Below are 25,334 nucleotides of genomic sequence, written 5' to 3'. Positions count from 1 at the left end.
TTTCCAGCCTCCGGAACCTGCCTCACCCACCGCTCGGTGCGGGTCAGGGGCGGAACATGATCTTCCCGCTGCGACCGGGCGACTGCGACGCGACGACCGCGTCGCTCGGCTGGTCGAGGCCGAAGGTGCCGCCCGAGGTGAGCGAAAGGCTGCCGTCGAGCACCAGGCCGATCAGCTCGCCGAACATCCGGGTGCGGTCCTCGGCCGAGGTGGCCCGGCTGACCTTGGCACCCCAGAAGCCCTTCACGGTCAGCTGCTTGAAGATGATCGGGCCGCTGCTGATCACGAGCGGCTGGTTGCTGGCCGCACCGAAGGTCACCAGCAGGCCGTCGTCACCCAGCAGCTCGGCGAGGCCGTTCGCGACGTCGCCGCCGACGGAGTCCACGGCCGCCCGCGCGCCGGCCTCGCCGACGAGTGCCCGCGCCTGCGCCACCCAGTCCGCAGACTCGGTGGCGATGACGTTGTCGATCCCGAGCTCCGCGAGCTCGGCGATCGCGGCCTCGCGGCGTACGAGGTTGACGACCTTGAGACCGCGCGACCTCGCCAGCACCGCGACGATCTTGCCGACGGCGCCGTTGGCGGCGGTCTGCACGATCCAGTCGCCCTCCTGCACGCCGAGGAACTCGACGAGGCTGATCGCGCTGAACGGCATCGAGATGAGCTGCGCGGCGGCCTCGTCGGTCATCGCGTCGGGCACCGGGACGAGGGCCCCGGCCGGGGCGACGAAGTACTCCGCCCACGTGCCGGGCGAGCCGGCCACGGCGACCCGACGACCGACGAGCGCCTCGTCGGCTCCCTCGCCGACGGCCTCGACGACACCGACGGCCTCCGTGCCGCCGACGGCGGGCAGCGCGGGCTTCACGCCGTAGTTGCCGGTGACGGTCACGAGGTCGTGGTTGTGGATCGGCGACAGGATCGTGCGCACCAGCACCTGTCCGGGACCGGCGACGGGCGTCTCCACCTCCCGCTGCGTGAGGACCTGGTCAGGTGCTCCGAAGGTGTCGTGACCGACGCTGCGCATGCTGTCTCCTGGGGTGTGGGGAGGTGTTCGGGGGCTCTGGTGAGAACGGACCCGTCGTGGCCGGGATTCCTGCCCGGCGGGGAGACCTGCGTCTCCCCAGGGGTCAGCGCAGGGCGTACGACGACGCCGGGCGCGGCCGGTTGAGCAGCCGAGCCGCGATGGCCCCGCCGATCGCGCCGAAGAGGTGTCCCTGCCACGAGATGCCGGGCTGGCCGGGCAGCACCCCCAGCAGCGCACCGCTGTAGAGCAGGAAGACCGCGACGCCGATGAGGATCTCGGTGGTGCGGCGGTTGAGGAGGCCCCGGACGACGAGGTAGACGATCCAGCCGAAGATCAGCACCGACGCGCCGGCGTGGTTGCTGTGGCTGCCGGCGAAGAGCCACACGCCCGCACCGCCGACGAGCCAGATGATCGCCGTGGCGAGCAGCCCGCGGGCGACGCCGGTGACGAGGGCGAGGAAGCCGAGGACCGCGACCGGGACCGTGTTGCTGACCAGGTGCTCGAAGCCGAAGTGCAGCATCGGCGCGACCGCGATGCCGACCAGCCCCTCCTCGCTGCGCGGCTGGATGCCGTACGTGTCGAGCTGGTGGCCCGACGCGGTGTCGACGATCTCGAGGACCCACAGCAGCGCCACGAAGGCACCGGTGACCAGTGCGGCGTCGCGCCACGTGTCGGTGCCCCGGATCGGGTCGGCGGTGCGCGGCATGCCCCCATCGTGACAGTGGGGGTGTAGCGGTCAGTGGTGCTGCGGCACCCGCTGCGTCGGCTGTCCGTCGACCAGGCGCAGGCCGTCGTCGTCCGCCTCGGTCGAGAGCAGCAGCCCGTGGCGGACGGCCCAGAGCACCGCCTGCGAGCGGGAGGTCACGCCGATCTTGGAGTAGGCGCTGCGGATGTAGGACTTCACCGAGTTGATGCTCAGCAGGGTCTCGTCGACGATCTCCTGGTTGGAGCGCCCGGCGGCGATGAAGGCCAGCACCTCGGTCTCGCGCTGGGTGAGCGGCCACCGCTGCTCGGGACCGCCCTGGCCGACCTTCCGGCCGGTCCACGTGTCGATGACGACGCGACCGTCGGCGATCTGCAGCAGGTCGCGCACCATGCGGTGGGCCGGCAGCCACTTGCTGACGAAGCCGGCGGCGCCACGCGACATCGCCGTGGACACCGCGTCGGGTGAGCAGTCCCAGCTGTAGGCGACGGAGCGGCCGGGGACGCGGAGCGGGGAGCCGGGCGCCCGGTGCGGGGCGGCGGGCTCGAAGAGGGTCAGGTCGCAGGGCGGCGCCGGCTGGTCGGCGCGGATGCCGACGAGCGAGACCGCGGAGGAGTGGGGCGCGAGCATGCTCCGCAGCCCGTGGAGGACCAGCTCGCTCTCCTCCCGGACGCCCACGAGGAGGGTGCGGGACGAGATGTTGGTGGTCGGGGCGGGTCGATGCATGCGCTCTCGTACCCCCTGCAGGGGGGTTGTATGCGCCGGCGGTTCAGCCGTTGCTCAGGGCGAGCAGGACGAGCGCCGCCTGGACGTCCTCGATCCCCGCCTGCCGCGCGCTCGAGCGCAGGAGCGTGCGGGCCGCCTCGACGTCGACGCCCTCCCGGGCCGCGAGCAGCCCGACCGCGACCTCGATGAGGCGTCGCTCCCGGAGCCGCTCGGGTGCCTGCTCCGCGCGCCGCCGCGACTCGAAGGCCAGGTCTGCGTTGGTCACCGCACCCCCGCGCCAGGCGCCGAGGGAGGTGGCGAGGTCCTCGAGCCGGTCGTCGAAGGCGTGCGGGGTGCAGGCGTAGAGGTCGATGCCGAGCACCACCCGGTCGTCGTCGACCACCGGCAGCGAGACGGTGCTGGCGATCCCGGCCGCGGCCTGCTGGCGCGCGAGCGCGGCCCAGCCCTCCTCGTCGAGCGCGTGCCAGCCGGCGCCCGGTGGCCCGGCGCCGTGCGGCGGCGACGCGTCCACCTCGTCGCGGCCCCCCGCGACGTAGGTGAAGGTCAGGTCTTCCTCGAGGAGGGTCACGCTCATCGCGACGCACTCGGGCACGGTCCTGGCCGCCCAGCTCTCGATCGCGCTCAGCTGGTCCTCCAGGTCGTCCCCCGCGGGCGCGAGGTACTCATCCAGGGCCTCTCGGCTCTGCGGCAACAGCTCCATCCGGATCCCACCCGTCGAATCGCGGTCTTGGCCTCACTCCCGATGCTGTCGGCAACGGACGGCGCGCACCACACCCGACCGGGCGAATCCGGGCGAGTTCGGGCAGCTCAGGCGTCGCGGAGGGTCTCGGCGAGGTCGCGCGGCGTCTCGAAGACCATGACCGCGCCGGCCTCGCGCAGCGTCCGCTCGGGGATGCCGCCGGTGAGCAGCGCGATGCAGGGCACCCGCGCCGCCGCGGCGGCCTCGACGTCCCACACGGTGTCGCCGACGACCACCGCCTTGCCGGCCTCGACCTCGGCGAGGGCGACCTCGATCAGGTCCGGGTGCGGCTTCGACCGCGACACGTCGTCGCCGGTGACCGACGCGCTGAGCATGCTCGCTGCACCGTCGACCAGGTCGAGGAACCGGTCGGAGGTCTCCGCGTCGGCCGAGGACGCAAGCACGACGTTCACGCCCCGGCTGCGCAGCAGCTCGAGCAGCTCGCTGGCCCCGTCGGTCGCGGAGACCAGGCCGATCCGCTCGGTGAGGTGCGCCTGGTGGCGGCGTCGTACCTCGTCACCGACGTTGCGCTCGACCGCCTCGCCCGCGACCCGCTCGACCAGCTGGTCGCCGCCGACGCCGATCACCCGGTGGATCCGGTGCGAGGGCACGTCGAGGCCGACGTCGCGGAACGCCTCGCGCCAGGCGAGGACGTGGACGTAGTTCGAGTCGACGAGCGTGCCGTCGAGGTCGACGACCACCGTGTCGATGCCGGAGAGGACTTCGGTCACGAGGTCGATGCTGCCCCGGACGGGGCGCTCAGGCTTCACCCCGGAGGACGGGCTCTCCACCCTTGCCGCCCTTGTCCTGGTGCACGTCGAGCCGGAGCAGCCGGCTGGCGAGGTCGACCAGCGGCCCGAGCGCCACGATCACCGCGATCGTGCCGACCCCGACCGTCGCGCCGAGCAGCCAGCCCAGCAGCGCGCCGCCACCCTGGAGGACGCTGTAGCTCCAGCGGAACGCGAGCGGGGGGTCGTACGCCAGTGCGGCCGCCTCGGCGGGCCCGGCGCCGGTGTGGCTGCCGAGGTAGGTGGCGATGCCGACCGCGAGCACGGGGAACGCAAGCACCAGCAACGCGATCCGCGCCGGCCAGCCCTCCGGCGGGTCCCACGCCGCAAGCAACGCGTTGACCGTCACGCCGACCACCACGATCTGCACGACGGTGCCGATGCCGGGCATGACCTTGCGGGCCGCGGCCAGCGCGAGGAAGACGATGCTGACCAGGGTGTTGGCGAGCAGGAAGCCCATCCCCGAGGCCAGCGCGATGCCGTTGACCATCGTCGAGTAGCCGTCGGAGCCGAGGTCGGCGGTGAGCAGCATCGCCACTCCCACGCCCAGGACCACGCACCCCGCGAAGAGCTGGACGAGCTGGCGGGCGGTGGGCACGGCGCAAGGATGTCAGTAGTGCGCGGTCATCACGTGCTTGATGCGGGTGTAGTCGTCGAAGCCGTAGCCGGAGAGGTCCTTGCCGTAGCCCGAGTGGCCGAAGCCGCCGTGCGGCATCTCGGACACGAACGGGATGTGGGTGTTGACCCACACGCACCCGAAGTCGAGCTCGCGGGTGAGCCGGTCGGCGGTGCCGTGGTCGCGGGTCCAGACGCTGCCGGCGAGGCCGTAGGGGACGCCGTTGGCCATCCGCACCGCCTCCGCCTCGTCGTCGTACGGCTGCACGGTGAGGACGGGGCCGAAGACCTCCTGCTGCACGATGCGGTCGTCCTGGCGTACGCCGGTCACGACGGTCGGCGCGAAGAAGAAGCCCGCCTCCCCGTGGCGCGCGCCGCCGGTGCGGACGGTTGCGTGGTCGGGGAGGTCGGCCAGGAACGCCTCGACCTTGGCGAGGTGGGTGGCGTTGTTGAGCGGGCCGTAGTCCGCCTCCGCGTCGGACGGCGGGCCGGGCCGGGTGCCCTCGGCCTCCTTGACGAGGAGGTCGACGAGCTCGTCGTGGACGCTGCGGTGCACGATCACGCGGGTCGCGGCGGTGCAGTCCTGGCCGGAGTTGAAGTACGCGGCCGCGGCGACCATCTCGGCGGCGCGCGCGAGGTCGGCGTCCGGCGTGACCACGACGGGCGCCTTGCCGCCGAGCTCGAGGTGCGAGCGCTTGAGGTTCTTCGCCGCGGAGGTCGCGACCTCGATCCCGGCGCGGACCGAACCGGTGATCGCGACCAGGGCCGGCGTCGGGTGCTCGACGAGGAGTCGGCCCGTGGAGGCGTCGCCGTTGACGACGTTGAGCACGCCGGCGGGCAGCACCTCGGCGGCGATCTCGGCGAGCAGCACGGTCGAGCGCGGGGTCGTGTCGCTCGGCTTCAGCACGACGGTGTTGCCGGCCGCGAGGGCGGGAGCGATCTTCCAGATCGCCATCGCGAAGGGGTAGTTCCACGGCGTCACCTGGCCGACGACGCCGATCGGCTCGCGGCGGATGGAGGAGGTGTGGCCCTCGAGGTACTCCCCCGCCGACTTGCCCTCGAGCAGCCGGGCGGCGCCGGCGAAGAAGCGCAGCTGGTCGACGCCCTGGTCGACCTCCTCGCTCGTGATGTAGCGGATGGGCTGGCCGGTGTCGCGCGCCTGCACCTCGCTGATCTCGTCGCGCCGCTCGGCGATCGCCGCGGCGAGGTCGAGGAGGTGGGCCTGGCGACGACCGGGCGTCAGCCGCTTCCACGTCGCCGACTCGCGCTCGGCGGCGGCGTAGGCCGCGTCGATCTCGTCGGGCGTGGAGACCGGCGAGCGGCCGTCGAGCTCACCGGTCGTCGGGTCGACCAGGTCGATGAACTCGGTGGCCGCGGACTCCACGAGCTCGCCGTCGATGAAGTTCTTGATCGTCTCGGTCATGGATCTCCCCTTCGAGGGCTCAGGCGACGTAGATCTTGCGGAGGGTCTCGTGGACGACCCAGGTCGTGTGCTCGCCCGCGCGCAGCCGGACAACGGTGCCGGGGCCGAGGTCGACCCGCTCCCCGTCCTCGAAGCTGACGGTGGCCGATCCGGACAGGACGACGAAGACCTCGTCGACCTCCACGTCGGTGGCAGTGCCGGGGCTCATCTCCCAGACGCCGACCTCGACGCCGGCCACGGCGGCGAGGGCGCGCGACCCGGCTTCGGGGGCGCCGTCGACGACGGTCGCGGGGTCGAGCGGCGTGGTCGGCACGGCGGTGGCGACGTCGAGAACCCGGAACATCTGCTCATCGTCCCAGCGGTCGCCGCCGGCTGAGCCGACGATCTGTCGGTTGTTGCGGACCGGGCCAGACGATCCGGCGGACGGCCAGCCCGTCTGGTCAGGCTCTCACTGAAGTTGTCAGGCCTTGCACGGGCCGACATGTTCAGTGATCCCCGGTCAGCCGGGGATCGCTGAGCAGCTCGTCCGCCACCAGCGCGACGTGGAGCGAGACACGGACGTCGGGGTCGTCGAGGTCGGCGTCGAGGATCGCCTCGATCCGGGCCAGCCGGTCGTAGAACGCGGCCCGCGAGAGGTGGAGGCTGGCCGCGGCCTCGGTCTTGCTGGCGGGGTGCTGGAGCAGCGCGCGGAGCGCGGCGAGGAGGTCGGTGCGCGACCCGTCGGCGCTGTCGTGCTGCCGGAGGAGGGCGAGCTCGCGGTCGACGAAGAGCCGCACGCGGTCGTCCTCGCCGAGCAGGGCGAGCAGTCCGCGGAGGTGGAGGTCGGCGAGCCGGTGCACGTCGGGGTCCTGCTCCCGGCGGGCCTGCGGCGCCGCGTCCGCGACCTGGCCTGCTTCGGTGACCGAGCGCGCGATCCCCGAGCGGTCGGCCACCACCCGCCCCGCAGCCAGTACGACGTCGTGGTGCGGCAGCACCCGCGCCGCCACCCGGTCGACCAGGTCGTCGACGTCGGCCGAGGCGGGCGCCGACACCAGCACCCGCAGGTCACGCTCGACCTCGCAGACCAGCGCCGGCAGCCGCAGTCCGTGGGCGGCGCGGACCACCGCGGCCGCGACCTCGTCGAGGTCGGCGGGCGTCGTCGTACCGATGCGGGGGCGGACCACGACACCGGCGAACTGCCGGCGCCGCACCGGGAAGCCGGCCAGCTCGCACCGGCGCAGCACGTCGTCGGAGTCGGGGTCCTCGGCGAGGCCGGTCAGCAGCTCGAGGTGGGTGCGGCGCATGAGCGTGCCGCGGTCGCGGTCGTGCAGCCGGTGCAGCGCCAGCGCCGCGGCAGCGCGCTCGGCGACGGCGACCAGCCGCTGCGACGGCGCGGCCGGCGAGCCGATGACCAGCCGACCCCACGCCTGGTCGGTGGTGCCGAGCCGGGTGACGAGCCAGCCGTTCGCCTCGTCCCACCCGGTGCGACCCGCGACCTCGACCCGGCGCGACCGGGCGGGCCAGCCGTCGAGGAAGCCGCTGGTGTCGTCGGCACCGGCGAAGTAGTCGAGCGGCCGGTGCTGGGCGTTCTCCACCACGACGGGCCCACCGGCGAGCCGCTGCACCGCCTGGAGGATCTCGACGGGCCCGGCCTGGGAGAAGCTCAGCTCGGTGAAGGTCTCGTGGACCCGCTGGGCCTCGCGGAGCTCGGTGAGCTGGTGGTCGACGACGCGCTCACCGATCTCCTGGGCGAGGGCGGCGAAGCGGGTCTCGCGGGCGAGTGCGACGAGGGGCAGGCCGTGGCGCTCGCAGGCCGCAACGAGGGCAGGCGGGAGCTCCGACTCCCAGCGGCGGCCGAGCTCGACCACCACACCGGCGCTGCCGACGTCGACCAGCTCGTCGACGAACGCGGACAGCCCGGCCTCGTCGTCGTCGGCCGGCAGCCCGGTGCCCATCGTCAGGACCAGGTCGCCCGCCCGCAGCAGCTCACGCACGTCGGGGCGCTCCGTGGCGTGCACCCACCGGATCGGCCGGTCGGTCGCGGCGGCACCGGCGACGACGGTGGGGGCCGCCCGGCGGAAGGTGGGCAGGGCAAGGGCCTCCTGGAGCGTCACGCCCGGCGTCACCTCGGCCACGCCCGCAGCCTACGCGCGGGACGGGTGACGGAATGTCCGAACGACGGCGCGAAAGCCTACGATCCGACACCCGCGCGGACGCGGCCGCGCGAGCAGGATGGGCGCCATGACGACCGACATCGTGCACTGGGCGGACGGCGCCCTCCTGACCGGCGAGCCCTCGGGCTGGGCCGACGTCACCAACCCGGCGACCGGCGAGGTGACCGGCCGGCTGGCGCTGGCCAGCGAGGCCGACGCGGCCCGCGTCATCGCCTCCGCGTCGGCGGCCGCCCGCGAGTGGGGCACCACCTCGCTGGCGCGTCGTACGCAGGTTCTCTTCGCCTTCCGCGAGCTGCTCAACAGCCGCAAGGACGAGCTCGCGGCGATCATCACCGCCGAGCACGGCAAGGTGCACTCCGACGCGATGGGCGAGATCGCCCGGGGGCTCGAGGTCGTCGAGTTCGCCTGCGGCATCTCCCACCTGCTCAAGGGCGGGCACAGCGAGTCGGCGTCCACCGGCGTCGACGTCCACTCCAAGCGCGTGCCGCTCGGCGTCGTGGGCATCATCAGCCCCTTCAACTTCCCGGCGATGGTGCCGATGTGGTTCTTCCCCATCGCCATCGCCGCGGGCAACACCGTTGTCCTCAAGCCCAGCGAGAAGGACCCGAGCGCCGCCAACTGGCTTGCCGCGCTCTGGCAGGAGGCGGGCCTGCCCGACGGCGTCTTCAACGTGCTCCACGGCGACAAGACCGCGGTCGACGCGCTGCTGACCAGCCCCGATGTGCAGGCGATCAGCTTCGTCGGATCGACCCCGATCGCGGAGTACGTCTACGAGACCGCGAGCCGGCACGGCAAGCGCGTCCAGGCCCTCGGCGGCGCGAAGAACCACATGGTCGTGCTGCCCGACGCCGACCTCGACCTCGCTGCGGACTCGGCCGTCAACGCGGGCTACGGCAGCGCCGGCGAGCGCTGCATGGCGATCAGCGTGCTCGTCGCGGTCGACCCGATCGGCGACGAGCTCGTCGCCCGGATCGCCGACCGCACCAGCACCCTGCTGATCGGCGACGGTGGGCGCGCGGCCACGGGCGATGAGAAGGAAGCCGACATGGGTCCGCTCGTCACGAAGGCCCACCGCGACCGGGTCTCGAGCTTCATCGACTCCGGCGAGGCGGCCGGCGCGAAGGTCGTGGTCGACGGCCGCGACGTCGCGGCCCGCGGTGGAGAGGGGGGCTTCTGGCTCGGCCCGACGCTCTTCGACGACGTCACGCCAGACATGGACATCTACACCCAGGAGATCTTCGGGCCCGTCCTGTCCGTGGTCCGCGTGAAGACCTACGAGGAGGCGGTCGCGCTGGTCAACGCCAACGAGTACGGCAACGGCACGGCGGTCTTCACCAACGACGGCGGCGCGGCCCGCCGCTTCGAGGCCGACGTCACCGTCGGCATGATCGGCGTGAACGTGCCGGTCCCGGTGCCGGTGGCCTACTACTCCTTCGGCGGCTGGAAGCGCTCGCTCTTCGGCGACACCCACGCCCACGGCACCGAGGGCGTCCACTTCTTCACCCGCGGCAAGGTCGTCACCACCCGGTGGATCGATCCGGCCAACCGCCCCGAGGGCGGACTCGAGCTGGGGTTCCCGCGCAATGACTGACGTTCTCTCCACCACCAGCGACCTGGCCGGCACGTACGACGCCGAGCGCGCCTTCGAGCTCGACCGCGCCCACGTCTTCCACTCCTGGTCGGCCCAGGCCGAGATCAGCCCGATGGTGATCACCCGCGCCGAGGGCAGCCACGTCTGGGACGGCGCCGGCAAGCGCTACCTCGACTTCAGCTCCCAGCTGGTCTTCACCAACCTCGGCCACCAGCACCCGCGCATCGTCGCGGCGATCCAGGAGCAGGCCGGGCACCTCGCCACGGTCGCGCCCGCCTTCGCGAACGGCACCCGGTCGGAGGCCGCCCGCCTCATCGCGAGCCACACCCCCGGCGACCTCGACCACGTGTTCTTCACCAACGGCGGCGCGGACGCCAACGAGCACGCCGTACGGATGGCGCGGCTGCACACCGGTCGCCACAAGGTGCTCACGACCTACCGCAGCTATCACGGCGGCACGCACCTCGCGGTCAACATGACCGGCGACCCGCGCCGGTGGGCGAGCGACCACGGCTCGACCGGCACGGTCCACTTCTTCGGGCCGTTCCTCTACCGCAGCGCCTTCCACGCCACCACCGAGGCCGAGGAGTGCCAGCGCGCGCTCGAGCACCTCGAGCAGGTCGTCGCGCTCGAGGGCCCGGCGACCGTCGCCGCGATCGTGCTCGAGGCGATCCCCGGCACCGCCGGCATCATGGTGCCGCCTCCGGGCTACCTCGCCGGCGTGCGCGAGATCTGCGACCGGCACGGCATCGTGCTCATCGCCGACGAGGTGATGTCGGGCTTCGGCCGGTCGGGCCGCTGGTTCGCCGTCGAGCACGGCGGAGTGACCCCCGACCTCCTCACCTTCGCCAAGGGCGTGAACTCCGGCTACGTCCCGCTCGGCGGCGTCGCGATCAGCGACGCGATCCACGCGACCTTCGCGCACCGCACCTACCCCGGCGGGCTCACCTACTCGGGCCACCCGCTTGCCTGCGCGGCCGCCGTCGCGACGATCCGCACGATGGAGGACGACGACGTCGTGGGCCGTGCCGACCGGCTCGGGGCCGAGGTCATCGGCCCCGGTCTCCGCGCGCTCGCGGAGAAGCACGACTGGATCGGCGAGGTCCGTGGCACCGGCGCCTTCTGGGCGATCGAGCTGGTCAGCGACCGGACCACCCGCGAGCCGCTGGCCCCCTACGGCGGGTCGAGCCCGGAGATGGCCGCAGTCGTCAAGGGCTGCCAGGAGCGCGGCCTGCTGCCCTTCTCGAACTACAACCGCATCCACGTCGTGCCGCCGCTCACCACGAGCGACGACGAGGTCCGCGAGGGACTGGCGATCCTGGACGCCGCCCTCACCGCGGCCGCCGGCTGACATCCTCGGTCCGTGGCCAGCCACCAGACCGCCTACGAACGGCACGCGCCCGACCCCCGGCTCGTGGAGCGCGCGCTCGCGGGCAGCCGGCAGGCAGTGTTCTGGCTGGAGGACGCGGACGCAGACACACGACACCCCGAGCTGACCGCGTCGACGACGGCCGACCTCACCGTGGTCGGCGGCGGCTACCTCGGCCTCTGGACCGCGGTCCACGCCAAGCGCCGCGATCCGGGCCGGCGCGTCGTGCTGCTCGAGGCGCGCACCGTCGGGTGGGCGGCCTCGGGCCGCAACGGCGGCTTCTGCGAGGCCTCGATCACCCACGGCGAGGACAACGGCCGCAACCGCTGGCCCGAGGAGTACGACGCCCTCGACCGGCTCGGACGCGAGAACCTCGACGCCTTCGAGGACGACGTACGGACTCTCGGGCTCGCGTGCGAGTGGGAGCGGACCGGTGCGCTCGGCGTGGCCGTCGAGGAGCACCAGGTCGAGGAGCTCCGGGGCGAGGAGCACTTCCTCGACGGACCGGGCATCCGCGCCGAGATCGACAGCCCGCTCTTCCTCGCCGGCGTCCTCGAGCGGGACACGAACGCACTCGTCCACCCCGCGCGGCTCGCGCTCGAGCTGGCGCGCGTGGCGGCGGACCTCGGGGTGGAGGTCCACGAGCACTCGGCCGTCACCGACCTGCGGCGTACGTCCTCCGGGACGGTCGAGGTGCACACCGACCGCGCCGTGGTGACCTCCGCCCACGTGGTGCTGGCGACCAACGTGTTCCCGTCGCTGCTGCGCCGCAACCGGCTGATGACGGTGCCGGTCTACGACTTCGTCCTGATGACCGAGCCGCTCACCGCCGACCAGCTCGCGTCGATCGGCTGGGCGGGGCGACAGGGGCTCGGCGACCTCGCCAACCAGTTCCACTACTCCCGGCTGACCGCGGACAACCGCATCCTCTGGGGCGGGTACGACGCCGTCTACCCCGCGGGCGGTCGCGTGGCGGCCCGGCACGAGGACCGCGCCCAGAGCCACACGCGGCTGGCATCGCACTTCCTGGCGACCTTCCCGCAGCTGGAGGACGTGCGGTTCAGCCACCGCTGGGCGGGCGCGATCGACACGTGCACCCAGTTCACCGCGTTCTACGGCCTCACCCACGGCGGCCGCGTCGCGCACGCTGCCGGCTTCACCGGGCTCGGCGTCGGCGCCACCCGCTTCGCGGCCGAGGTGCTGCTCGACCTGCTGGCCGGCGAGCAGACCGAGCGGACGTCGCTGCGGATGGTGCGCGAGCGACCGCTGCCCTTCCCGCCCGAGCCGTTCGCCTCGATCGGGATCAACCTCACCCGCTGGTCGCTCGACCGCGCCGACCACCGCGAGGGCCGCCGCAACCTCTTCCTCCGCGCCCTCGACAAGGCCGGGCTCGGGTTCGACTCCTGACGGCCCGCTGTAGTCCAGTGGCAAGTGGCTGCCAGACAACCCATCTGACGACCAGAACTCACTGGACTACCCCGACAGACGGCGGCCGACCCCCGGATAGTCCAGTGGCAAGTGGCTGCCAGACAACCCATCTGACGACCAGAACCCACTGGACTACCCCGACAGACGGCGGCCGACCCCCGGATAGTCCAGTGGCAAGTGGCTGCCAGACAACCCATCTGACGACCAGAACTCACTGGACTACCCCGGCAGGGTCGGTCAGGGCACCAGGTAGTCGCTGTCCCGGGCGTCGGTGATCGCCATGTGGCCGGGCGCGTGGCCGATCGCGAACGCGGGCCGCGACCGCATCACCGCGGCCTGCGGCGTCACCCCGCACGCCCAGAAGACCGGCACCTCGCCGGGACGGACCTCCACGGGGTCGCCGAAGTCCGGCGAGTCGAGGTCGGTGATGCCGAGCGCCCGCGGATCACCCACGTGGACCGGCGCGCCGTGCACCGACGGGTAGCGCGACGTGACGCGCACCGCGGTCGCCACCTGGTCGGCGGGGACCGGACGCATCGAGACGACCAGCGGCCCGGACAGCGAACCGGCGGGGCGGCACTCGACGGAGGTGCGGTACATCGGGACGTTGCTGTCGGCCTCGACGTGCCGCACCGGCACGCCCGCCTCGAGGAGGGCGGCCTCGAAGGTGAAGCTGCACCCGACCAGGAAGGCGACCAGGTCGTCACGCCAGAGGTCGGTGACGTCGTCGACCTCGGCGACGAGCTCACCGTCCTCGTAGACGGTGTAGCCGGGCAGGTCGGTGCGCAGGTCGCCCGCGAACAGCGGACTGCTCGTGGCGCCGGGCTCCGTCACGTCGAGCACCGGGCACGGCTTCGGGTTGCGCTGGGCGAAGAGGAGCACGTCGTACGCCACGTCGCGGGGCACCGCGATGAGGTTCGCCTGCGTCCAGCCGGAGGACCAGCCCGCGGTCGGCACCCGCAGGCCGGAGCGGAAGCGGGCCCGCGCCTCGGCGGGCGAGAGGGTGGACGGGTCGATCGACATCGCGGTCACCTCGGGCTGGATCGGAATCGGACGTGTTGTCCCGGACGGGCCTGTGCGGCGAGTCCGAGGTCGGCGCGGACCACGACGGCGATGACGGGGTAGCCGCCGGTCACCGGGTGGTCGGCCAGGAACAGGGTCGGCTGCCCCGAGGGCGGCACCTGGAGGGCGCCGGGCACCATGCCCTCGCTCGGCAGCTCGTCGTCGCGGGCCCGCTCGAGCGCCGGGCCGGCCAGGCGCATGCCGACGCGGTTGCTCTCCGCGGTGACCTCGTAGGAAGAGCCCAGCAGGGCGTCGTACGCCGCCTCGGTGAACCAGTCGTCGCGCGGCCCGCACGCGACGCGCAGCCAGATGTCGCCGTTGTCGGGGACGCGTACGGGCGCGAGGTCCACGCCGGGCAGGGGGCGGCGGGTGCGGCCGATGCGCAAGCGGTGGCCGGGCTCGAGCGGCGGCGGCCCGACACCCGACAGCGTGTCGGTCGACCGGGAGTCGAGGACGGGGGTCACGTCGATGCCACCCCGCACGGCGAGGTAGCTGCGCAGGCCGGAGGTGGGCGCGCCCAGCCGCAGGGTGGCGCCGTCGGGCACCCAGACGACGGCATAGGGCGCGACCTCGCGGCCGTCGACGGCCATCGGGCAGGGCGCTCCGGCGACGGCGACCGTGACGCCGCCGTGCACTCGCACCTCGAGCCCGCCGAAGGTCACCTCGACACAGCTGGTGCCGGGGGTGTTGCCGACCAGGCGGTTGGCCAGCGCCATCGAGTCGGTGTCGGCCGCGCCGGAGCGGCCGACGCCCAGCGCCGCCAGGCCGGGCCGGCCGAGGTCCTGGACGGTGGCGAGCGGACCGGTGGCCACCACCTCGAGCGCGCGGGTGCTCACGTCGCCTCCACGAAGCGCACCCGGACGCCCGGCAGCAGCAGGGCGGGCGGGTCGCGGTCGAGGTCCCACGTCTTCACGGGCGTGTGGCCGAGCAGCTGCCAGCCGCCCGGCGACTCACGGGGGTAGACGCCGGCGAACTCGCCCGCGAGCCCGACAGCCCCGGCCGGGACCCTGGTGCGCGGCGTGCTGCGGCGCGGCACGTGGAGCCGCTCGTCGCTGCCGACGAGGTAGCCGAAACCGGGTGCGAAGCCGCCGAAGGCCACGGTCCACTCCTGGGAGGTGTGGGCCTCGACCACGCCGCGCTCGCCGAGGCCGGTCAGCTCGCCGACCTCCTGCAGGTCGGCGCCGTCGTACACGACCGGGATCTCGACCTCACCGACCTCGGGCCGGGCGCCGCGCGTGGGCCGGGCCTCGCGCACCGCTCGCTCGATCTCGGCCGCGTCGGCCCCGCTCGGGTCCAGGCGCAGCAGCAGCGTGCGCGCCGCCGGGACGAGATCGACGACGCCTGCGGGCGGGTCGTCCACCAGCTCGGCGTAGAGCGCGAGCACCTCGTCGAGATCGGCCAGCTCGACGAGGAGACCGGAGTCGGCGCAGGGCAGGACCCGCATCAGGCCGTGCCGCCCGCGAAGGAGGAGATCCGCACGCCCGCCTGCTCGAGCGCCTCGCGCACCCGGGCGGCCATCGCCACGGCACCCGGGCTGTCGCCGTGGACGCACAGCGACGCGGGTCGTACGGCGACGACGGTGCCGTCGACCGCCTCGACCTGGCCGTCCGTCGCCATGCGCACGCAGCGGTCGGCCACCTCGTCGACGTCGTGCAGCACCGCGCCCTCCTCGCGCCGGGACACCAGCGTGCCCTCCGGCGTGTAGGCACGGTCGGCGAACGCCTCGGCGACCGTCGTCAGGCCGGCCTCCTCGGCGAGCGCGAGGAAGCGCGAGCCGGGCAGCCCGAGGACCGGCAGCGCCGGGTCGTAGCGGCGTACGGCATCGACGACCGCGGCGGCCTGCGTCTCGTGGTGGACGATCGTGTTGTAGAGCGCGCCGTGCGGCTTGACGTAGCGCACCCGGCTGCCCGCGACGCGGGCGAACGCCTCGAGCGCACCGATCTGGTAGAGCACGTCGTTGGTGAGCTCGGCCGGCGCGACGTCGATGAAGCGGCGCCCGAAGCCCGCGAGGTCGCGGTAGCCGACCTGGGCGCCGATCGCCACGTCGCGCTCGGCCGCCCGCTCGCACACGTGGCGGAGCACGGTCGGGTCACCGGCGTGGAAGCCGCACGCGACGTTCGCGCTGGTGACGAGCTCGAGCAGGGCGTCGTCGTCGCCGAGCGTCCACTGGCCGAAGCCCTCGCCGAGGTCGGCGTTGAGGTCGATCGTCGTGGCGTCCACGGTCAGGCCCACAGGTCGGCGATGCCGCCGAGGGAGTTCCAGCCGAGGTAGAGCGTCAGCAGCCAGACCGCGACGCCGATGACCAGCAGCCAGCGGGGGTAGCGGTAGCCGGAGAGCAGGTCGCCGGAGCGGCGGGCCGCGACCCACAGGATCACCGCTAGGCCGACCGGGAGGATCAGGCCGTTGAGCGCACCGGCCAGGATCAGCAGCGTCACCGGGGCCTTGCCGAGGGCGAGGAAGAGCGCGGTGCAGACCGCGATGAAGGCGACCACCGCGAAGTTGCGGCGGCGCTGGTCGCCCTTGAGCAGCCCGCTCAGGAACGACACCGAGGTGTAGGACGCACCGATGACCGAGGTGATGCTCGCGGCCCAGAGGATGACGCCGAAGATGCGGACGCCGGCGTCGCCGAGCGCGTGCTGGAAGGCCGAGGCCGGCGGGTTGTCGGCAGCGAGCACCGCGCCGCCGGACACCACGCCGAGGACCGCGAGGAACAGCAGGGCCCGCATCACGCCCGTGACCAGGATGCCGGTGACGCTGCCCCGGCTGATCTGCGCGACCTGGTCGGGCCCGGTGATGCCGGAGTCGACGAGGCGGTGGGCGCCGGCATAGGTGATGTAGCCACCGACGGTGCCGCCGATCAGCGTGGTGATGATCAGGAAGTCGACCTCGTCGGGCAGCACGCTCTGCTTGAGCGCCTGGCCGACCGGCGGGTCGGAGACGAAAGCGGTGTAGAGCACCATCGCGATCATCACGACGCCGAGCACGACGACGATGCGGTCCATCGCCACACCTGCGCGGCGGCTGAGGAAGATGGCGATCGCGACGACCGCCGAGATCGTGCCGCCGAGCTTGACGTCCATCCCGAACATCGCGTTCATGCCGAGCGCGGTGCCGCCGATGTTGCCGATGTTGAAGACCAGGCCGCCCAGTACGACGAGCGCGGCGAGTGCGTAGCCCGCGCCTGGTGCGACCTTGTTGGCGAGGTCCTGGGCGTGCATGCCGGCGATGCCGATGACCCGCCACACGTTCAGCTGGACGGCGACGTCGACCAGGATCGAGACCAGGATCGCGAAGGCGAACGCCGCCCCCAGCTGGTCGGTGAAGACGGTCGTCTGGGTGATGAAGCCGGGTCCGATCGCGCTGGTCGCCATGAGGAACATGGCGCCGACGAGGGCGCCCTTCCCGGCCTTCGCCGCGGCGCCTGCCGTGTGCTGGTCGTCCTGCTGGTCCGCGTGCTGGTCAGCCTGCTGATCCATGGGTCGTCCTGTCGGTGGTCGTGTCGAGTGGTGAGCCCCGTCACACGAGAGTGCAGGATTGTTGAACAATCTGTCAATCCCCTTGTAGCCCTAGACTGCTCCCGTGGCGTCGGGTGCATGGGTGCAGGAGCTGTCCGCGGAGCGGGCGGCGCTGGGTCGCGCGAGCACGGCCGGCCGGGTGGCCGAGATCCTCCGCTCGCACATCACCGAGGGACGGCTGCCACCCGGCACCCGCCTCTCCGAGGAGGACATCGGCGCCGCGCTGGGCGTCTCGCGCAACACCCTGCGCGAGGCCTTCCGGCTGCTGGCCCACGAGCGGCTCCTGGTCCACGAGTTCAACCGCGGGGTCTTCGTCCGGCGGCTCACCGTCGACGACGTCCACGACCTCTACCGCTTCCGGCGCCTCGTGGAGGGTGGCGTGCTGCGCGCCTGCCCGCCCGACGTCGCCCTCGACGACGTACGACGTGCGGTGGAGGAGGGCGAGTCGGCCGCGGCCGACGGCCGCTGGGTCGACGTCGGCACGGCCAACATGCGCTTCCACCAGTCCCTCGCCGCGCTGGCCGGCAGCCCGCGCGTCGAGGAGGCGATGCGCCACGTGCTGGCCGAGCTGCGCCTGGTGTTCCACGTGATGGCGGCGCCGCAGACCTTCCACGAGCCCTACCTCGCCGACAACCGGCGGATCCTCGACCTGCTCGAGTCCGGCGACGGCGAGACCGCCGCGGCGGCCCTCGAGCGCTACCTCACCGCTGCCGAGGCGCAGCTGACGGAGGCCTACGCCGCCACGTCCGGCTGAGCCTCGGCACCGCTCGCCGTCACTGCAGGCGGGGGTCGTCGGCCGGGTCGGCGTACGTCGCGGGGCACCCGTCGTCGACGGCGTCGGCCACCAGCTCGAAGTGCCAGGGCTCGTTGTCGTAGACCCGGCAGAGCCCGTAGTCGGCGCCATGGTCCGCGAGCCAGAGGGTGGCGTCCAGCGGACCCACGTCGACCGCGGCGCCGGCCTCGTGCACGGAGGTGCCCGGACGCGCGACCCACTCCGCAGCCGCGGACTCGGAGCCGTGCTCGGCGACGGCCTCGTCGAAGAGCCGCTGCTGGTAGGCCTGCGACCGCCAGCCGCTGTTGACGACGATCCCGACCCCCTCGGCGGCGGCGTCCGCGGTCGCGGCGCGGAGCTCCTCGAGGAGCCGCGGGTCGAGCCGCGCGATGCCGGGGTGGTCGTCGTACACCGTCGCGCCGGCCGGCAGGTCGCCGTCGGCGAGGTCGCCGGCACCCGACCGACGAGGCAGCCCCTCCGGCACCCCTGGCAGGACGGCAGCCGTCGACCGGACCGCGCGGTCGAGCCGGGCGACGGACGGCTCCTGCGTCGCGGCGCAGCCGAGGGTGAGCAGGACCGAGGCGAGGACGAACGGGCGGGCGAGCGACATGCGCCCAGCCAAGATCTCGCCGCGTTGTCGGAGCGTATGGAGTTTTCGATACGCCGACGACACACGGTCGCTCCCTACCATCGGGGCATGCGCGTGCTGATCGTCGAGGACGAGCCCCTCATGGCCGGCGCCATCCGCGACGGCCTGCGGCTCGAGGCGATCGCCGCCGACGTCGCCGGTGACGGCGACACCGCGCTGGAGCTGCTCGGCATCAACGCGTACGACATCGCGGTGCTCGACCGCGACATCCCCGGCCCGTCGGGTGACGAGGTCGCCGCGCACATCGTCGCGTCGGGCTCGGGCATCCCGATCCTCATGCTCACCGCGGCCGACCGGCTCGGCGACAAGGCGTCCGGCTTCGAGCTCGGCGCCGACGACTACCTGACCAAGCCGTTCGAGCTCCAGGAGCTGGTGCTGCGGCTGCGCGCGCTGGACCGCAGGCGCGGGCACCACCGGCCACCCGTGCGCGAGCTGGCCGGGCTGCGCGTCGACCCGTTCCGGCGCGAGGTCCACCGCGACGGGCGCTACGTCGCGCTGACCCGCAAGCAGTTCGCCGTCCTGGAGGTGCTCGTCGGCGCCGAGGGCGGCGTGGTCAGCGCCGAGGAGCTCCTGGAGCGGGCGTGGGACGAGCACGCCGACCCCTTCACCAACGCCGTACGCATCACGGTGTCGGCTCTGCGCAAGCGGCTCGGCGAGCCGTGGGTGATCGATACCGTGCCGGGCGTCGGCTACCGCATCGAGGTCGCCGCCGATGCCTAGGCCGCCGGGCGTCAGTGTCCGGCTGCGGCTGGCCCTGAGCTACGCCGGCGTCGTCGTCGTGACGGGGGTCGGGCTGCTGGCGGTGGTGCTGGTCTTCCTGCTGCGCTACGTGCCGGACGAGGCAGGGTCGACCAGCGGGGCCAATGCTCCTGACGGCGGCTTCGGCGGCACCTTCATGCCGGGCCGCTCCGACCTGTGGGACGCCTTCGCACCCAAGGCCGCGCTGATGATGGTGCTGCTGCTGGTCGTCGGGCTGGCAGGCGGCTGGGCGCTGGCCGGGCGGATGCTCGCCCCGCTTGACCGCATCACCGCGGCGACCCGCGCCGCCGGGACGGGCGCGCTCGACCACCGGATCCGGATGCCCGGTCGCAGCGACGAGTTCCGCGAGCTCGCCGACGCCTTCGACGGCATGCTCGAGCGCCTGGAGCGCCACGTCGCCGAGCAGCAACGGTTCGCGGCCAACGCCTCGCACGAGCTGCGCACCCCGCTCGCGATCACGCAGACCCTGCTCGACGTCGCCGCCAAGGACCCGTCGCCCGACGTGGACCTGCTCGTCGACCGGCTGCGGACGGTCAACACCCGCGCCATCGACCTCACCGAGGCGTTGCTCGTGCTGAGCCGGGCCGACCAGAGGTCGTTCGCACAGGAGCCGGTCGACCTGTCACTGGTCGCCGAGGAGGCGGCCGAGGTGCTGCTGCCGCTGGCGGAGGAGCGCGGGGTCGTGGTCACGACGTCGGGCGACGCCGCCACCGCATCGGGCTCGCGCGCGCTGCTGCTGCAGCTGGCGACGAACCTGCTGCACAACGCGATCGTGCACAACCTGCCCGGCGACGGCGCCGCGTGGGTCACCACCCGGGAGACCCCGGCCGGCGCCGTCCTGCGGGTCGAGAACACCGGCGACCACCTGGCCAGCGACGTGGTGGCCACCCTCGCCGAGCCGTTCCGACGCGGCACCGAGCGCGTGCACGACGACCACGGCGGTGTCGGCCTGGGTCTCGCGATCGTGCAGCGCATCGCCGCGGCCCACGACGGCCGGCTCGACCTCGCCCCGCGGACCGGCGGCGGGCTGGTCGCGCTGGTGACGCTCCCCCGCTGACGTACGACGTCAGGCGGGCGCGGACCCCGGCGGGAAGCCGCCGGTGGAGATCGTGCTCCAGCGGGTCGGGGTGATGCGCAGCAGCGACTTGCCCTGGCTGACCATCGCGCTGCGGTACTCGTCCCAGTCGGAGTGCTCGCCGGCGATGTTGCGGAAGTACTCCACGAACGCGTCGAGCGCCTCGTCGCCGTCGGTCGCGTCGAGCACCTCGCAGGTGCCGTCGACCTGCACCCACGCGTCGTCCCACTCGTCGGAGAGCACGAGCACCGAGACCTCGGGGTTGCGGCGGGCGTTCTTCGTCTTGGCGCGCTGCGGATAGCTCGAGATGACGATGCGGCCGCTGTCGTCGACCCCGCCCGCGACCGGGGAGGCCTGGGGCGAGCCGTCGCGCCGCCGGGTCATCAGCACGAAGTGGTGGCGCGGGCGGACGAAGTCGAGGAGCTCGTCGAGCCCGACGTCGGTGTTGGTCGCGATCCTGGGAGCCATGCGTCCACGCTAGCCCCGGCCCGCGCACAGTCAGGTGGCAGTCAGGTGGATCCCGCGACCGTACGACGCATGACAGAACGCGCTGCCACCCCCGACGTACGACAGATGCTCAACAAGGTCCCCGAGGTCACCATCTGGTTCTGGGTGATCAAGATCCTCTGCACGACGGTCGGCGAGAGCTTCGCCGACTGGATCAACATGACGCTCGGCGTCGGGCTGGTGAACACCGCCGTCCTCTTCACCGCGGTATTCGTCGTGGTGCTCGGCGTGCAGATGCGGCTGCGCCGCTACGTCCCGGCGGCCTACTGGCTGACGGTGGTCGTCGTCAGCGTGACGGGCACGCTCTACACCGACATCCTCACCGACCAGGCCGGGGTGCCGCTGTGGATCAGCACGACGATCTTCTCGATCCTCCTCGCCGCCACGTTCGCCGTGTGGTTCGCGAAGGAGCGCACCCTGTCGATCCACAGCATCAGCACGACTTCCCGCGAGGCGTTCTACTGGTTCGCCGTCCTCGTCACCTTCGCCCTCGGCACTGCGACCGGTGACTGGACCCTCGAGCTCACCGGCTGGGGTCCCGGCCTGTCGATCCTGCTGCCGCTCGGCCTGATCGCGCTGGTCACCGTGCTGTGGCGCTCGGGTGCCGACCCGGTCCTCAGCTTCTGGGTCGCCTACATCCTGACCCGCCCGCTCGGCGCCAACATCGGCGACTGGTTCGGCCTGCCCAAGAGCGAGCAGGGCCTGGGCATCGGCGTCTTCGGCACCAGCCTGATCTTCCTCGGCGCGATCCTCGCGACGGTCATCTACCTGTCGATCAGCCGCGCCGACGTGATCGAGGACGTCGAGGCGACGTCGTACGTCCCGCCGTCGTCGCCGCAGCGACGCCGCGCCACCCTCGGTGTGATGGCCGCCGCAGCCGTGGCCACCATCGGCCTGCTCACCTGGGCCAACGCGCAGCCCCACCAGAGCGCGCTGGCCGACGAGGGCCCGGCGCCGTCGTGCGACAGTGGCGCGCCGCTCGACCAGGCGGCGGCGACCAAGCAGGTGGCCGCGGACTTCCCGTCGTCGTCGGTGAACGACTACCGCACCATCGTCACCGACACCCAGGACCTGGTCGCCTCCGACGACCAGTCGGGCGCGCAGTCGCGGATCACCGACCTCGAGACCGCATGGGACGCCGACCAGGGCAGCCTGCAGCCGAAGAACTGCCAGGCGTGGACCTACGTCGACACCCAGATCGACGACGTCCTCACCTCGATCCGCGCCTCGAGCCCCGACCAGGGCGCCGAGGACCAGGCCATGACCGCCCTGCTGACCACCCTCGGTTAGGGCTCCGAAGGAAGCACCGGCAGCACCATCCGGAAGTGGGCGCCGGCTCGGTCCCCGTCGTCATCGACGAGGTCGAGCCGGCCGCCTGCGCGCTCGGCCGCCGTGCGCGCGATGGCGAGCCCGAGCCCGCTGCCCGCCACCTCGCTGCTCCGCGACCGGTCGCCACGGTGGAAGCGCTCGAAGACGAGGCCGCGCTCGTCGGGCGGGATGCCCGGCCCGTCGTCGACCACGTCGAGGACCACGCCGTCGGCCGTCGTCGCGAGGGAGATCTCGACCCCCGACGCGGCGTACGACAGCGCGTTGTCGAGCAGGTTGCGCACGGCGCGGCGCAGCTCCGAGGGGTTGGCCCGCACCGGGCCGGCGGACACCCGGCCCGTGTCGATGCGTACGTCGGTGTGCGTGCGCGCGCGGGCCGCCTCGTCCAGCACCACCGCGTCGAGGTCGAGGCTGCTCGCCACCACCGGCGCGTGCTCATCGGCCGCCGCGAGCACCAGCAGGTCGTCGACCAGGCGCTCCATCGCGCGGGCCGGCCCCAGCACGCCAGATCGGAGCTCGCCGGCGTCGACCGCGCCCGGATCGCGCAGCGCGACCTCGAGGGCCAGGCGCTGCGCCGCGAGCGGGCTCTGGAGGTCGTGGGAGACGTCGGCCACCAGTCGCCGCTGCCGGGAGACGGCGCCGTCCACCCGGCCGAGCATCCGGTTCATGGTGGCCGCGAGCCGGCCGACCTCGTCGCGCGCCCCGTGCTCCGCGACCCGTCGCCCGAGCTGGTCGGGACCGATGGCGTCGACCTCGGCGCGGATCCGGTCCAGGCGACCCAGCGCCCGCCCCACCAGCAGCCACACCACGACACCGAGCAGGAGCACGGCCAGCGGCACTCCGACCAGCAGCAGGGTGCGCAGTCGCCTCGAGGCCTCGTGGACGGACTCCAGGCTGCTCCCGACGACCACCGTGACGTCGCCGGCGGCGGTCGGCGCCGCCACGACCCAGGAGCGATAGGTCTCGGTCTCCTGGTCGTCGGGTCCCTCGAAGGTCCTCCGCTGCACGTCGGTCGAACCAGCCATTCCTGTGATCGGGCCGCGCCCCGTGATGTTGGCGGACGCGGCGAGGACCGTGCCGTCTGAGGCGAACACCTGGGCCACGCCGTCGTCGTCGACCGACCTGAGCACCGACGGCAGCCCGTCGCTCCCGACCTGGTCCACCACCTGTCCGAGCGACGCCCGCGAGGCTCGGTCGCTGGCCGCCACCAGCTGCCGGTCGAGCGTCGTCAGGAGCACCCACGCACCCGTGCCGAGCACCAGCGCCACGAGCACGACCGCGGTGAGCGTCGTACGGCTGCGCAGGGTGAGCGGACTCATCGGTCGTCCACCACGCGGTAGCCGACGAGCCGCACCGTCTGCAGGCTGGTCCGGTCGAAGGGCTCGTCGATGCGCTGGCGCAGCTGGCGGGCGTAGACCTCGACGATGTTGGGGTCGCCCTCGAAGGCGAAGTCCCAGACGTGGTCGAGGATCGTGGACTTGGAGACCACCTCGCCCGATCGCCGCATCAGGAACTCCAGCATCGAGAACTGCCGCGGCGTGAGGTCGATGGGCGTGCCGGCCCGCGAGACCCGGTGCGCCGCGGGGTCGAGCTCGAGGTCGCCCACACGCAGGATCGTCGGCCGCTTCGCACCGCCGCGGCGCACCAGCGCCCGCAGCCGGGCGAGCAGCACCGTCAGTGCGAACGGCTTGGCGAGGAAGTCGTCGGCACCCGCGTCGAGCGCCCGCACCTCCTGCTCGGGCCCGGACCGCGCGGTCAGCATGAGGATCGGGGTCCAGTCGCCGCTCTCGCGCCTCCGTGCACAGAGCTCGTCGCCCGCGAGGTGCGGCAGCATCACGTCGAGGACGAGGGCGTCGTACGCGTTCTCCTGGGCCAGCCACTCGCCCTCGCGACCGTCGAGGGCGACGTCGACGGCATAGCCCTCGCCCTCCAGCGCCCGGCGCAGCGCGGCGGCCAGCTGCTTGTCGTCTTCGACCACCAGGACCCGCACGCCCTGAGAGTCGCACAGCCCACCTGTAGGCCGGCTGAACGCGACCTGAAGACCGGATTCAGGGCCGCTTCAGCGTCCGCGCGCCACGGTGGAGCCACAGCACGAGCGAAGGAGTGAGGACATGCGCAAGCGGATCTGGATCGCAGGAGCGGCGCTGGGCGTCGTCGCGGCAGGCGCAGCAGGGGGCGTCGCGGTCGCCGGCAACGGCGGTGACGACGGACCGGCGAGCCACGACTACACGCAGGAGCAGGCCGACGCCGCGACCAAGGCGGCGCTCGAGGCGACCGGCGGCGGCACCGCCAACAGCGTCGAGACCGACAACGAGAACGGCGCGACCTACGAGGTCGAGGTGACCAAGACCGACGGCACGACCGTCGACGTCCGCCTCGACGACAGCTACCAGGTCGTCGTCATCGAGGCAGACTCCGAGGACTCCGGCTCGGAGTGACGGTCCGGAGAAGGGCGTACGACGTGGTGGCGAGCAGCGCGCCCAGCAGCAGCCCGCCCACCACGTCGCTCAGGTAGTGCGCGCCGAGGAACACCCGGCTCGCCGCGACCCCCAGAGCCACCGCTACGACGCAGCAGGTCACCGCGGTCCGGCGCACGGCCAGGGCGAGCGCCACCGCCGCCGTCGCGGCGGCCGTCGCGTGCCCCGAGGGGTACGACGTCGAGGCGAGCACGGTGATCGGGTCGTCCCAGACCGGCCGGGCGCGGTCGAAGAGGTCCTTCACGGACGGAGCGACGATCCCCTCGACGACCGCGAGACCGACCAACCAGAGCGCGACGTCGACCCGCCGACGGATCGCCGCGACGACACCGGCCGCGGCCAGCAGCCAGCGCATCGGCCCCGGCCCGCCCCAGTCGGTGACCGCACGCCAGGCGGCGACCCGTCCGTCGTGGCCGTAGGTCGCCGCGAACGCCTTGTCGGAGAGCCAGCGGTCGAGCCGGAGCACCGGCGACCACGTCGAGCCGACCGCGAGGCTGACCAGCGCGAAGGCGACGAGCAGCGCGAGCGCGGCGAGCCAGAGCCGCTTCGGTTCACCAGACGTCACCGGGCATTCCTATCGCGGTCAGCCGCCCGGCCACCGGCGCGCAGGTGACCGGCGGGCGAACGGAGCGGGAC

The 25,334-nt window shown here is 73.1% G+C and carries 27 protein-coding genes; 8 read left to right on the top strand and 19 right to left on the bottom strand.

All coding sequences use genetic code 11. The annotated features are described in order from the left end of the window. Positions 1-43: 43 nt before the first annotated feature. The 9 genes from J2X46_RS18945 to J2X46_RS18905 form a co-directional block, all read right to left on the bottom strand. Positions 44-1,021: a zinc-binding dehydrogenase gene (locus J2X46_RS18945; protein WP_310253323.1), complete on the bottom strand. Its 978-nt coding sequence runs from the start codon at positions 1,019-1,021 to the stop codon at positions 44-46. A 103-nt stretch (positions 1,022-1,124) separates the two neighbouring features. After that, positions 1,125-1,727 carry a rhomboid family intramembrane serine protease gene (locus J2X46_RS18940; protein WP_310253321.1) on the bottom strand — a complete coding sequence of 201 codons (603 nt, stop codon included), beginning with the start codon at positions 1,725-1,727 and terminating at the stop codon, positions 1,125-1,127. A gap of 30 nt (positions 1,728-1,757) precedes the next feature. Further along, positions 1,758-2,450 carry a response regulator transcription factor gene (locus J2X46_RS18935; protein WP_310253320.1) on the bottom strand — a complete coding sequence of 231 codons (693 nt, stop codon included), beginning with the start codon at positions 2,448-2,450 and terminating at the stop codon, positions 1,758-1,760. A 43-nt stretch (positions 2,451-2,493) separates the two neighbouring features. Continuing rightward, complete coding sequence (locus J2X46_RS18930; RefSeq protein WP_310253319.1) at positions 2,494-3,150, bottom strand: ANTAR domain-containing protein; 657 nt, start codon at positions 3,148-3,150, stop codon at positions 2,494-2,496. Between the two features lie 107 nt (positions 3,151-3,257). Continuing rightward, positions 3,258-3,920 carry an HAD family hydrolase gene (locus J2X46_RS18925; protein ID WP_310253317.1) on the bottom strand — a complete coding sequence of 221 codons (663 nt, stop codon included), beginning with the start codon at positions 3,918-3,920 and terminating at the stop codon, positions 3,258-3,260. 28 nt (positions 3,921-3,948) lie between these two features. Further along, entirely contained in the window at positions 3,949-4,575 is a 627-nt protein-coding gene (locus J2X46_RS18920) for a hypothetical protein (RefSeq protein ID WP_310253316.1), read from the bottom strand. A 12-nt stretch (positions 4,576-4,587) separates the two neighbouring features. Further along, the gene (locus J2X46_RS18915; RefSeq protein ID WP_310253314.1) at positions 4,588-6,015 is read right to left on the bottom strand and encodes a gamma-aminobutyraldehyde dehydrogenase; all 1,428 of its coding nucleotides are present in this window, start codon (positions 6,013-6,015) and stop codon (positions 4,588-4,590) included. 19 nt (positions 6,016-6,034) lie between these two features. Continuing rightward, positions 6,035-6,358, bottom strand: coding sequence for a cupin domain-containing protein (locus J2X46_RS18910; protein ID WP_310253312.1), 324 nt, complete (start codon positions 6,356-6,358; stop codon positions 6,035-6,037). A 142-nt stretch (positions 6,359-6,500) separates the two neighbouring features. Continuing rightward, positions 6,501-8,129, bottom strand: coding sequence for a PucR family transcriptional regulator ligand-binding domain-containing protein (locus J2X46_RS18905; RefSeq protein WP_310253310.1), 1,629 nt, complete (start codon positions 8,127-8,129; stop codon positions 6,501-6,503). Positions 8,130-8,235: 106 nt separating this feature from the next. On the opposite strand from J2X46_RS18905, the gene J2X46_RS18900 reads away from it, so the two are divergent. The 3 genes from J2X46_RS18900 to J2X46_RS18890 are packed head-to-tail and all read left to right on the top strand — an operon-like array spanning position 8,236 to position 12,535. Beyond that, the gene (locus J2X46_RS18900; RefSeq protein ID WP_310253309.1) at positions 8,236-9,759 is read left to right on the top strand and encodes a CoA-acylating methylmalonate-semialdehyde dehydrogenase; all 1,524 of its coding nucleotides are present in this window, start codon (positions 8,236-8,238) and stop codon (positions 9,757-9,759) included. Further along, on the top strand, positions 9,752-11,110 hold the full coding sequence (locus tag J2X46_RS18895) for an aspartate aminotransferase family protein (RefSeq protein WP_310253307.1): 1,359 nt from the start codon (positions 9,752-9,754) through the stop codon (positions 11,108-11,110). Before J2X46_RS18900 ends, J2X46_RS18895 begins: the two co-directional genes overlap by 8 nt. Positions 11,111-11,122: 12 nt before the next feature. Then, the gene (locus J2X46_RS18890; RefSeq protein WP_310253305.1) at positions 11,123-12,535 is read left to right on the top strand and encodes an FAD-dependent oxidoreductase; all 1,413 of its coding nucleotides are present in this window, start codon (positions 11,123-11,125) and stop codon (positions 12,533-12,535) included. 258 nt (positions 12,536-12,793) lie between these two features. Here the strand turns inward: J2X46_RS18890 and J2X46_RS18885 are convergent, their stop codons facing one another. From J2X46_RS18885 to J2X46_RS18865, 5 genes are read right to left on the bottom strand one after another with little or no spacing between them, the layout of a single operon-like run. Next, positions 12,794-13,579, bottom strand: a complete 786-nt coding sequence (locus tag J2X46_RS18885; protein ID WP_310253302.1) for a putative hydro-lyase — start codon at positions 13,577-13,579, stop codon at positions 12,794-12,796. A gap of 5 nt (positions 13,580-13,584) precedes the next feature. Then, positions 13,585-14,454 (bottom strand): biotin-dependent carboxyltransferase family protein, encoded by an 870-nt coding sequence (locus J2X46_RS18880; protein WP_310253300.1) that lies wholly within the window; start codon positions 14,452-14,454, stop codon positions 13,585-13,587. Next, positions 14,451-15,062, bottom strand: a complete 612-nt coding sequence (gene pxpB / locus J2X46_RS18875; protein ID WP_310253299.1) for a 5-oxoprolinase subunit PxpB — start codon at positions 15,060-15,062, stop codon at positions 14,451-14,453. The genes J2X46_RS18880 and pxpB overlap by 4 nt, the downstream gene beginning before the upstream one ends. Then, entirely contained in the window at positions 15,062-15,838 is a 777-nt protein-coding gene (locus J2X46_RS18870; protein WP_310253298.1) for a 5-oxoprolinase subunit PxpA, read from the bottom strand. Before J2X46_RS18870 ends, pxpB begins: the two co-directional genes overlap by 1 nt. Before the next feature lie 2 nt (positions 15,839-15,840). Next, entirely contained in the window at positions 15,841-17,094 is a 1,254-nt protein-coding gene (locus tag J2X46_RS18865; protein ID WP_310253296.1) for a divalent metal cation transporter, read from the bottom strand. Between the two features lie 103 nt (positions 17,095-17,197). On the opposite strand from J2X46_RS18865, the gene J2X46_RS18860 reads away from it, so the two are divergent. Beyond that, a complete protein-coding gene (locus J2X46_RS18860; protein WP_310253294.1) occupies positions 17,198-17,887 on the top strand; it encodes a GntR family transcriptional regulator in 690 nt (229 codons plus the stop codon). A gap of 19 nt (positions 17,888-17,906) precedes the next feature. Here J2X46_RS18860 and J2X46_RS18855 read toward each other — a convergent pair whose 3' ends face one another. Further along, the gene (locus J2X46_RS18855) at positions 17,907-18,515 is read right to left on the bottom strand and encodes a M15 family metallopeptidase (RefSeq protein WP_310253292.1); all 609 of its coding nucleotides are present in this window, start codon (positions 18,513-18,515) and stop codon (positions 17,907-17,909) included. Between the two features lie 87 nt (positions 18,516-18,602). Between J2X46_RS18855 and J2X46_RS18850 the strand changes: the two genes are divergently transcribed. Together J2X46_RS18850 and J2X46_RS18845 are read left to right on the top strand one after the other, a co-directional pair. After that, positions 18,603-19,274, top strand: coding sequence for a response regulator transcription factor (locus tag J2X46_RS18850; RefSeq protein WP_310253290.1), 672 nt, complete (start codon positions 18,603-18,605; stop codon positions 19,272-19,274). Next, positions 19,267-20,370, top strand: coding sequence for a HAMP domain-containing sensor histidine kinase (locus J2X46_RS18845; RefSeq protein ID WP_310253288.1), 1,104 nt, complete (start codon positions 19,267-19,269; stop codon positions 20,368-20,370). Before J2X46_RS18850 ends, J2X46_RS18845 begins: the two co-directional genes overlap by 8 nt. A gap of 9 nt (positions 20,371-20,379) precedes the next feature. Here the strand turns inward: J2X46_RS18845 and J2X46_RS18840 are convergent, their stop codons facing one another. Further along, positions 20,380-20,856, bottom strand: coding sequence for a PPOX class F420-dependent oxidoreductase (locus J2X46_RS18840; protein WP_310253287.1), 477 nt, complete (start codon positions 20,854-20,856; stop codon positions 20,380-20,382). Positions 20,857-20,925: 69 nt separating this feature from the next. On the opposite strand from J2X46_RS18840, the gene J2X46_RS18835 reads away from it, so the two are divergent. Continuing rightward, the gene (locus tag J2X46_RS18835; protein ID WP_310253285.1) at positions 20,926-22,185 is read left to right on the top strand and encodes a hypothetical protein; all 1,260 of its coding nucleotides are present in this window, start codon (positions 20,926-20,928) and stop codon (positions 22,183-22,185) included. Here the strand turns inward: J2X46_RS18835 and J2X46_RS18830 are convergent. After that, complete coding sequence (locus tag J2X46_RS18830) at positions 22,182-23,540, bottom strand: ATP-binding protein (RefSeq protein ID WP_310253284.1); 1,359 nt, start codon at positions 23,538-23,540, stop codon at positions 22,182-22,184. The two genes, J2X46_RS18835 and J2X46_RS18830, sit on opposite strands and share 4 nt — an antisense overlap. Beyond that, complete coding sequence (locus J2X46_RS18825) at positions 23,537-24,211, bottom strand: response regulator transcription factor (RefSeq protein WP_310253282.1); 675 nt, start codon at positions 24,209-24,211, stop codon at positions 23,537-23,539. Before J2X46_RS18825 ends, J2X46_RS18830 begins: the two co-directional genes overlap by 4 nt. A gap of 121 nt (positions 24,212-24,332) precedes the next feature. On the opposite strand from J2X46_RS18825, the gene J2X46_RS18820 reads away from it, so the two are divergent. Then, positions 24,333-24,659 carry a PepSY domain-containing protein gene (locus J2X46_RS18820; protein WP_310253279.1) on the top strand — a complete coding sequence of 109 codons (327 nt, stop codon included), beginning with the start codon at positions 24,333-24,335 and terminating at the stop codon, positions 24,657-24,659. Here the strand turns inward: J2X46_RS18820 and J2X46_RS18815 are convergent. After that, positions 24,622-25,263 (bottom strand): phosphatase PAP2 family protein, encoded by a 642-nt coding sequence (locus tag J2X46_RS18815; RefSeq protein ID WP_310253278.1) that lies wholly within the window; start codon positions 25,261-25,263, stop codon positions 24,622-24,624. The two genes, J2X46_RS18820 and J2X46_RS18815, sit on opposite strands and share 38 nt — an antisense overlap. Positions 25,264-25,334 lie beyond the last annotated feature (71 nt).

Source organism: Nocardioides sp. BE266 (assembly GCF_031457855.1).
In the GTDB taxonomy this organism is placed as follows: Bacteria; Actinomycetota; Actinomycetes; order Propionibacteriales; family Nocardioidaceae; genus Nocardioides.
Note: the sequence above shows the minus strand (reverse complement) of the source record. Positions and strands in the feature narration are given on the sequence as shown.

Excerpts from the sequence above, each read along its gene's own strand:
- J2X46_RS18830 (WP_310253284.1), bottom strand. The coding sequence starts at position 23,540 with ATGAGTCCGCTCACCCTGCGCAGCCGTACGACGCTCACCGCGGTCGTG.
- J2X46_RS18840 (WP_310253287.1), bottom strand. The coding sequence starts at position 20,856 with ATGGCTCCCAGGATCGCGACCAACACCGACGTCGGGCTCGACGAGCTC.
- J2X46_RS18900 (WP_310253309.1), top strand. The coding sequence starts at position 8,236 with ATGACGACCGACATCGTGCACTGGGCGGACGGCGCCCTCCTGACCGGC.
- J2X46_RS18935 (WP_310253320.1), bottom strand. The coding sequence starts at position 2,450 with ATGCATCGACCCGCCCCGACCACCAACATCTCGTCCCGCACCCTCCTC.
- J2X46_RS18895 (WP_310253307.1), top strand. The coding sequence starts at position 9,752 with ATGACTGACGTTCTCTCCACCACCAGCGACCTGGCCGGCACGTACGAC.
- J2X46_RS18845 (WP_310253288.1), top strand. The coding sequence starts at position 19,267 with ATGCCTAGGCCGCCGGGCGTCAGTGTCCGGCTGCGGCTGGCCCTGAGC.
- J2X46_RS18945 (WP_310253323.1), bottom strand. The coding sequence starts at position 1,021 with ATGCGCAGCGTCGGTCACGACACCTTCGGAGCACCTGACCAGGTCCTC.
- J2X46_RS18865 (WP_310253296.1), bottom strand. The coding sequence starts at position 17,094 with ATGGATCAGCAGGCTGACCAGCACGCGGACCAGCAGGACGACCAGCAC.
- J2X46_RS18885 (WP_310253302.1), bottom strand. The coding sequence starts at position 13,579 with ATGTCGATCGACCCGTCCACCCTCTCGCCCGCCGAGGCGCGGGCCCGC.
- J2X46_RS18930 (WP_310253319.1), bottom strand. The coding sequence starts at position 3,150 with ATGGAGCTGTTGCCGCAGAGCCGAGAGGCCCTGGATGAGTACCTCGCG.
- J2X46_RS18850 (WP_310253290.1), top strand. The coding sequence starts at position 18,603 with ATGCGCGTGCTGATCGTCGAGGACGAGCCCCTCATGGCCGGCGCCATC.
- pxpB (WP_310253299.1), bottom strand. The coding sequence starts at position 15,062 with ATGCGGGTCCTGCCCTGCGCCGACTCCGGTCTCCTCGTCGAGCTGGCC.
- J2X46_RS18940 (WP_310253321.1), bottom strand. The coding sequence starts at position 1,727 with ATGCCGCGCACCGCCGACCCGATCCGGGGCACCGACACGTGGCGCGAC.
- J2X46_RS18915 (WP_310253314.1), bottom strand. The coding sequence starts at position 6,015 with ATGACCGAGACGATCAAGAACTTCATCGACGGCGAGCTCGTGGAGTCC.
- J2X46_RS18910 (WP_310253312.1), bottom strand. The coding sequence starts at position 6,358 with ATGTTCCGGGTTCTCGACGTCGCCACCGCCGTGCCGACCACGCCGCTC.
- J2X46_RS18835 (WP_310253285.1), top strand. The coding sequence starts at position 20,926 with ATGACAGAACGCGCTGCCACCCCCGACGTACGACAGATGCTCAACAAG.
- J2X46_RS18855 (WP_310253292.1), bottom strand. The coding sequence starts at position 18,515 with ATGTCGCTCGCCCGCCCGTTCGTCCTCGCCTCGGTCCTGCTCACCCTC.
- J2X46_RS18820 (WP_310253279.1), top strand. The coding sequence starts at position 24,333 with ATGCGCAAGCGGATCTGGATCGCAGGAGCGGCGCTGGGCGTCGTCGCG.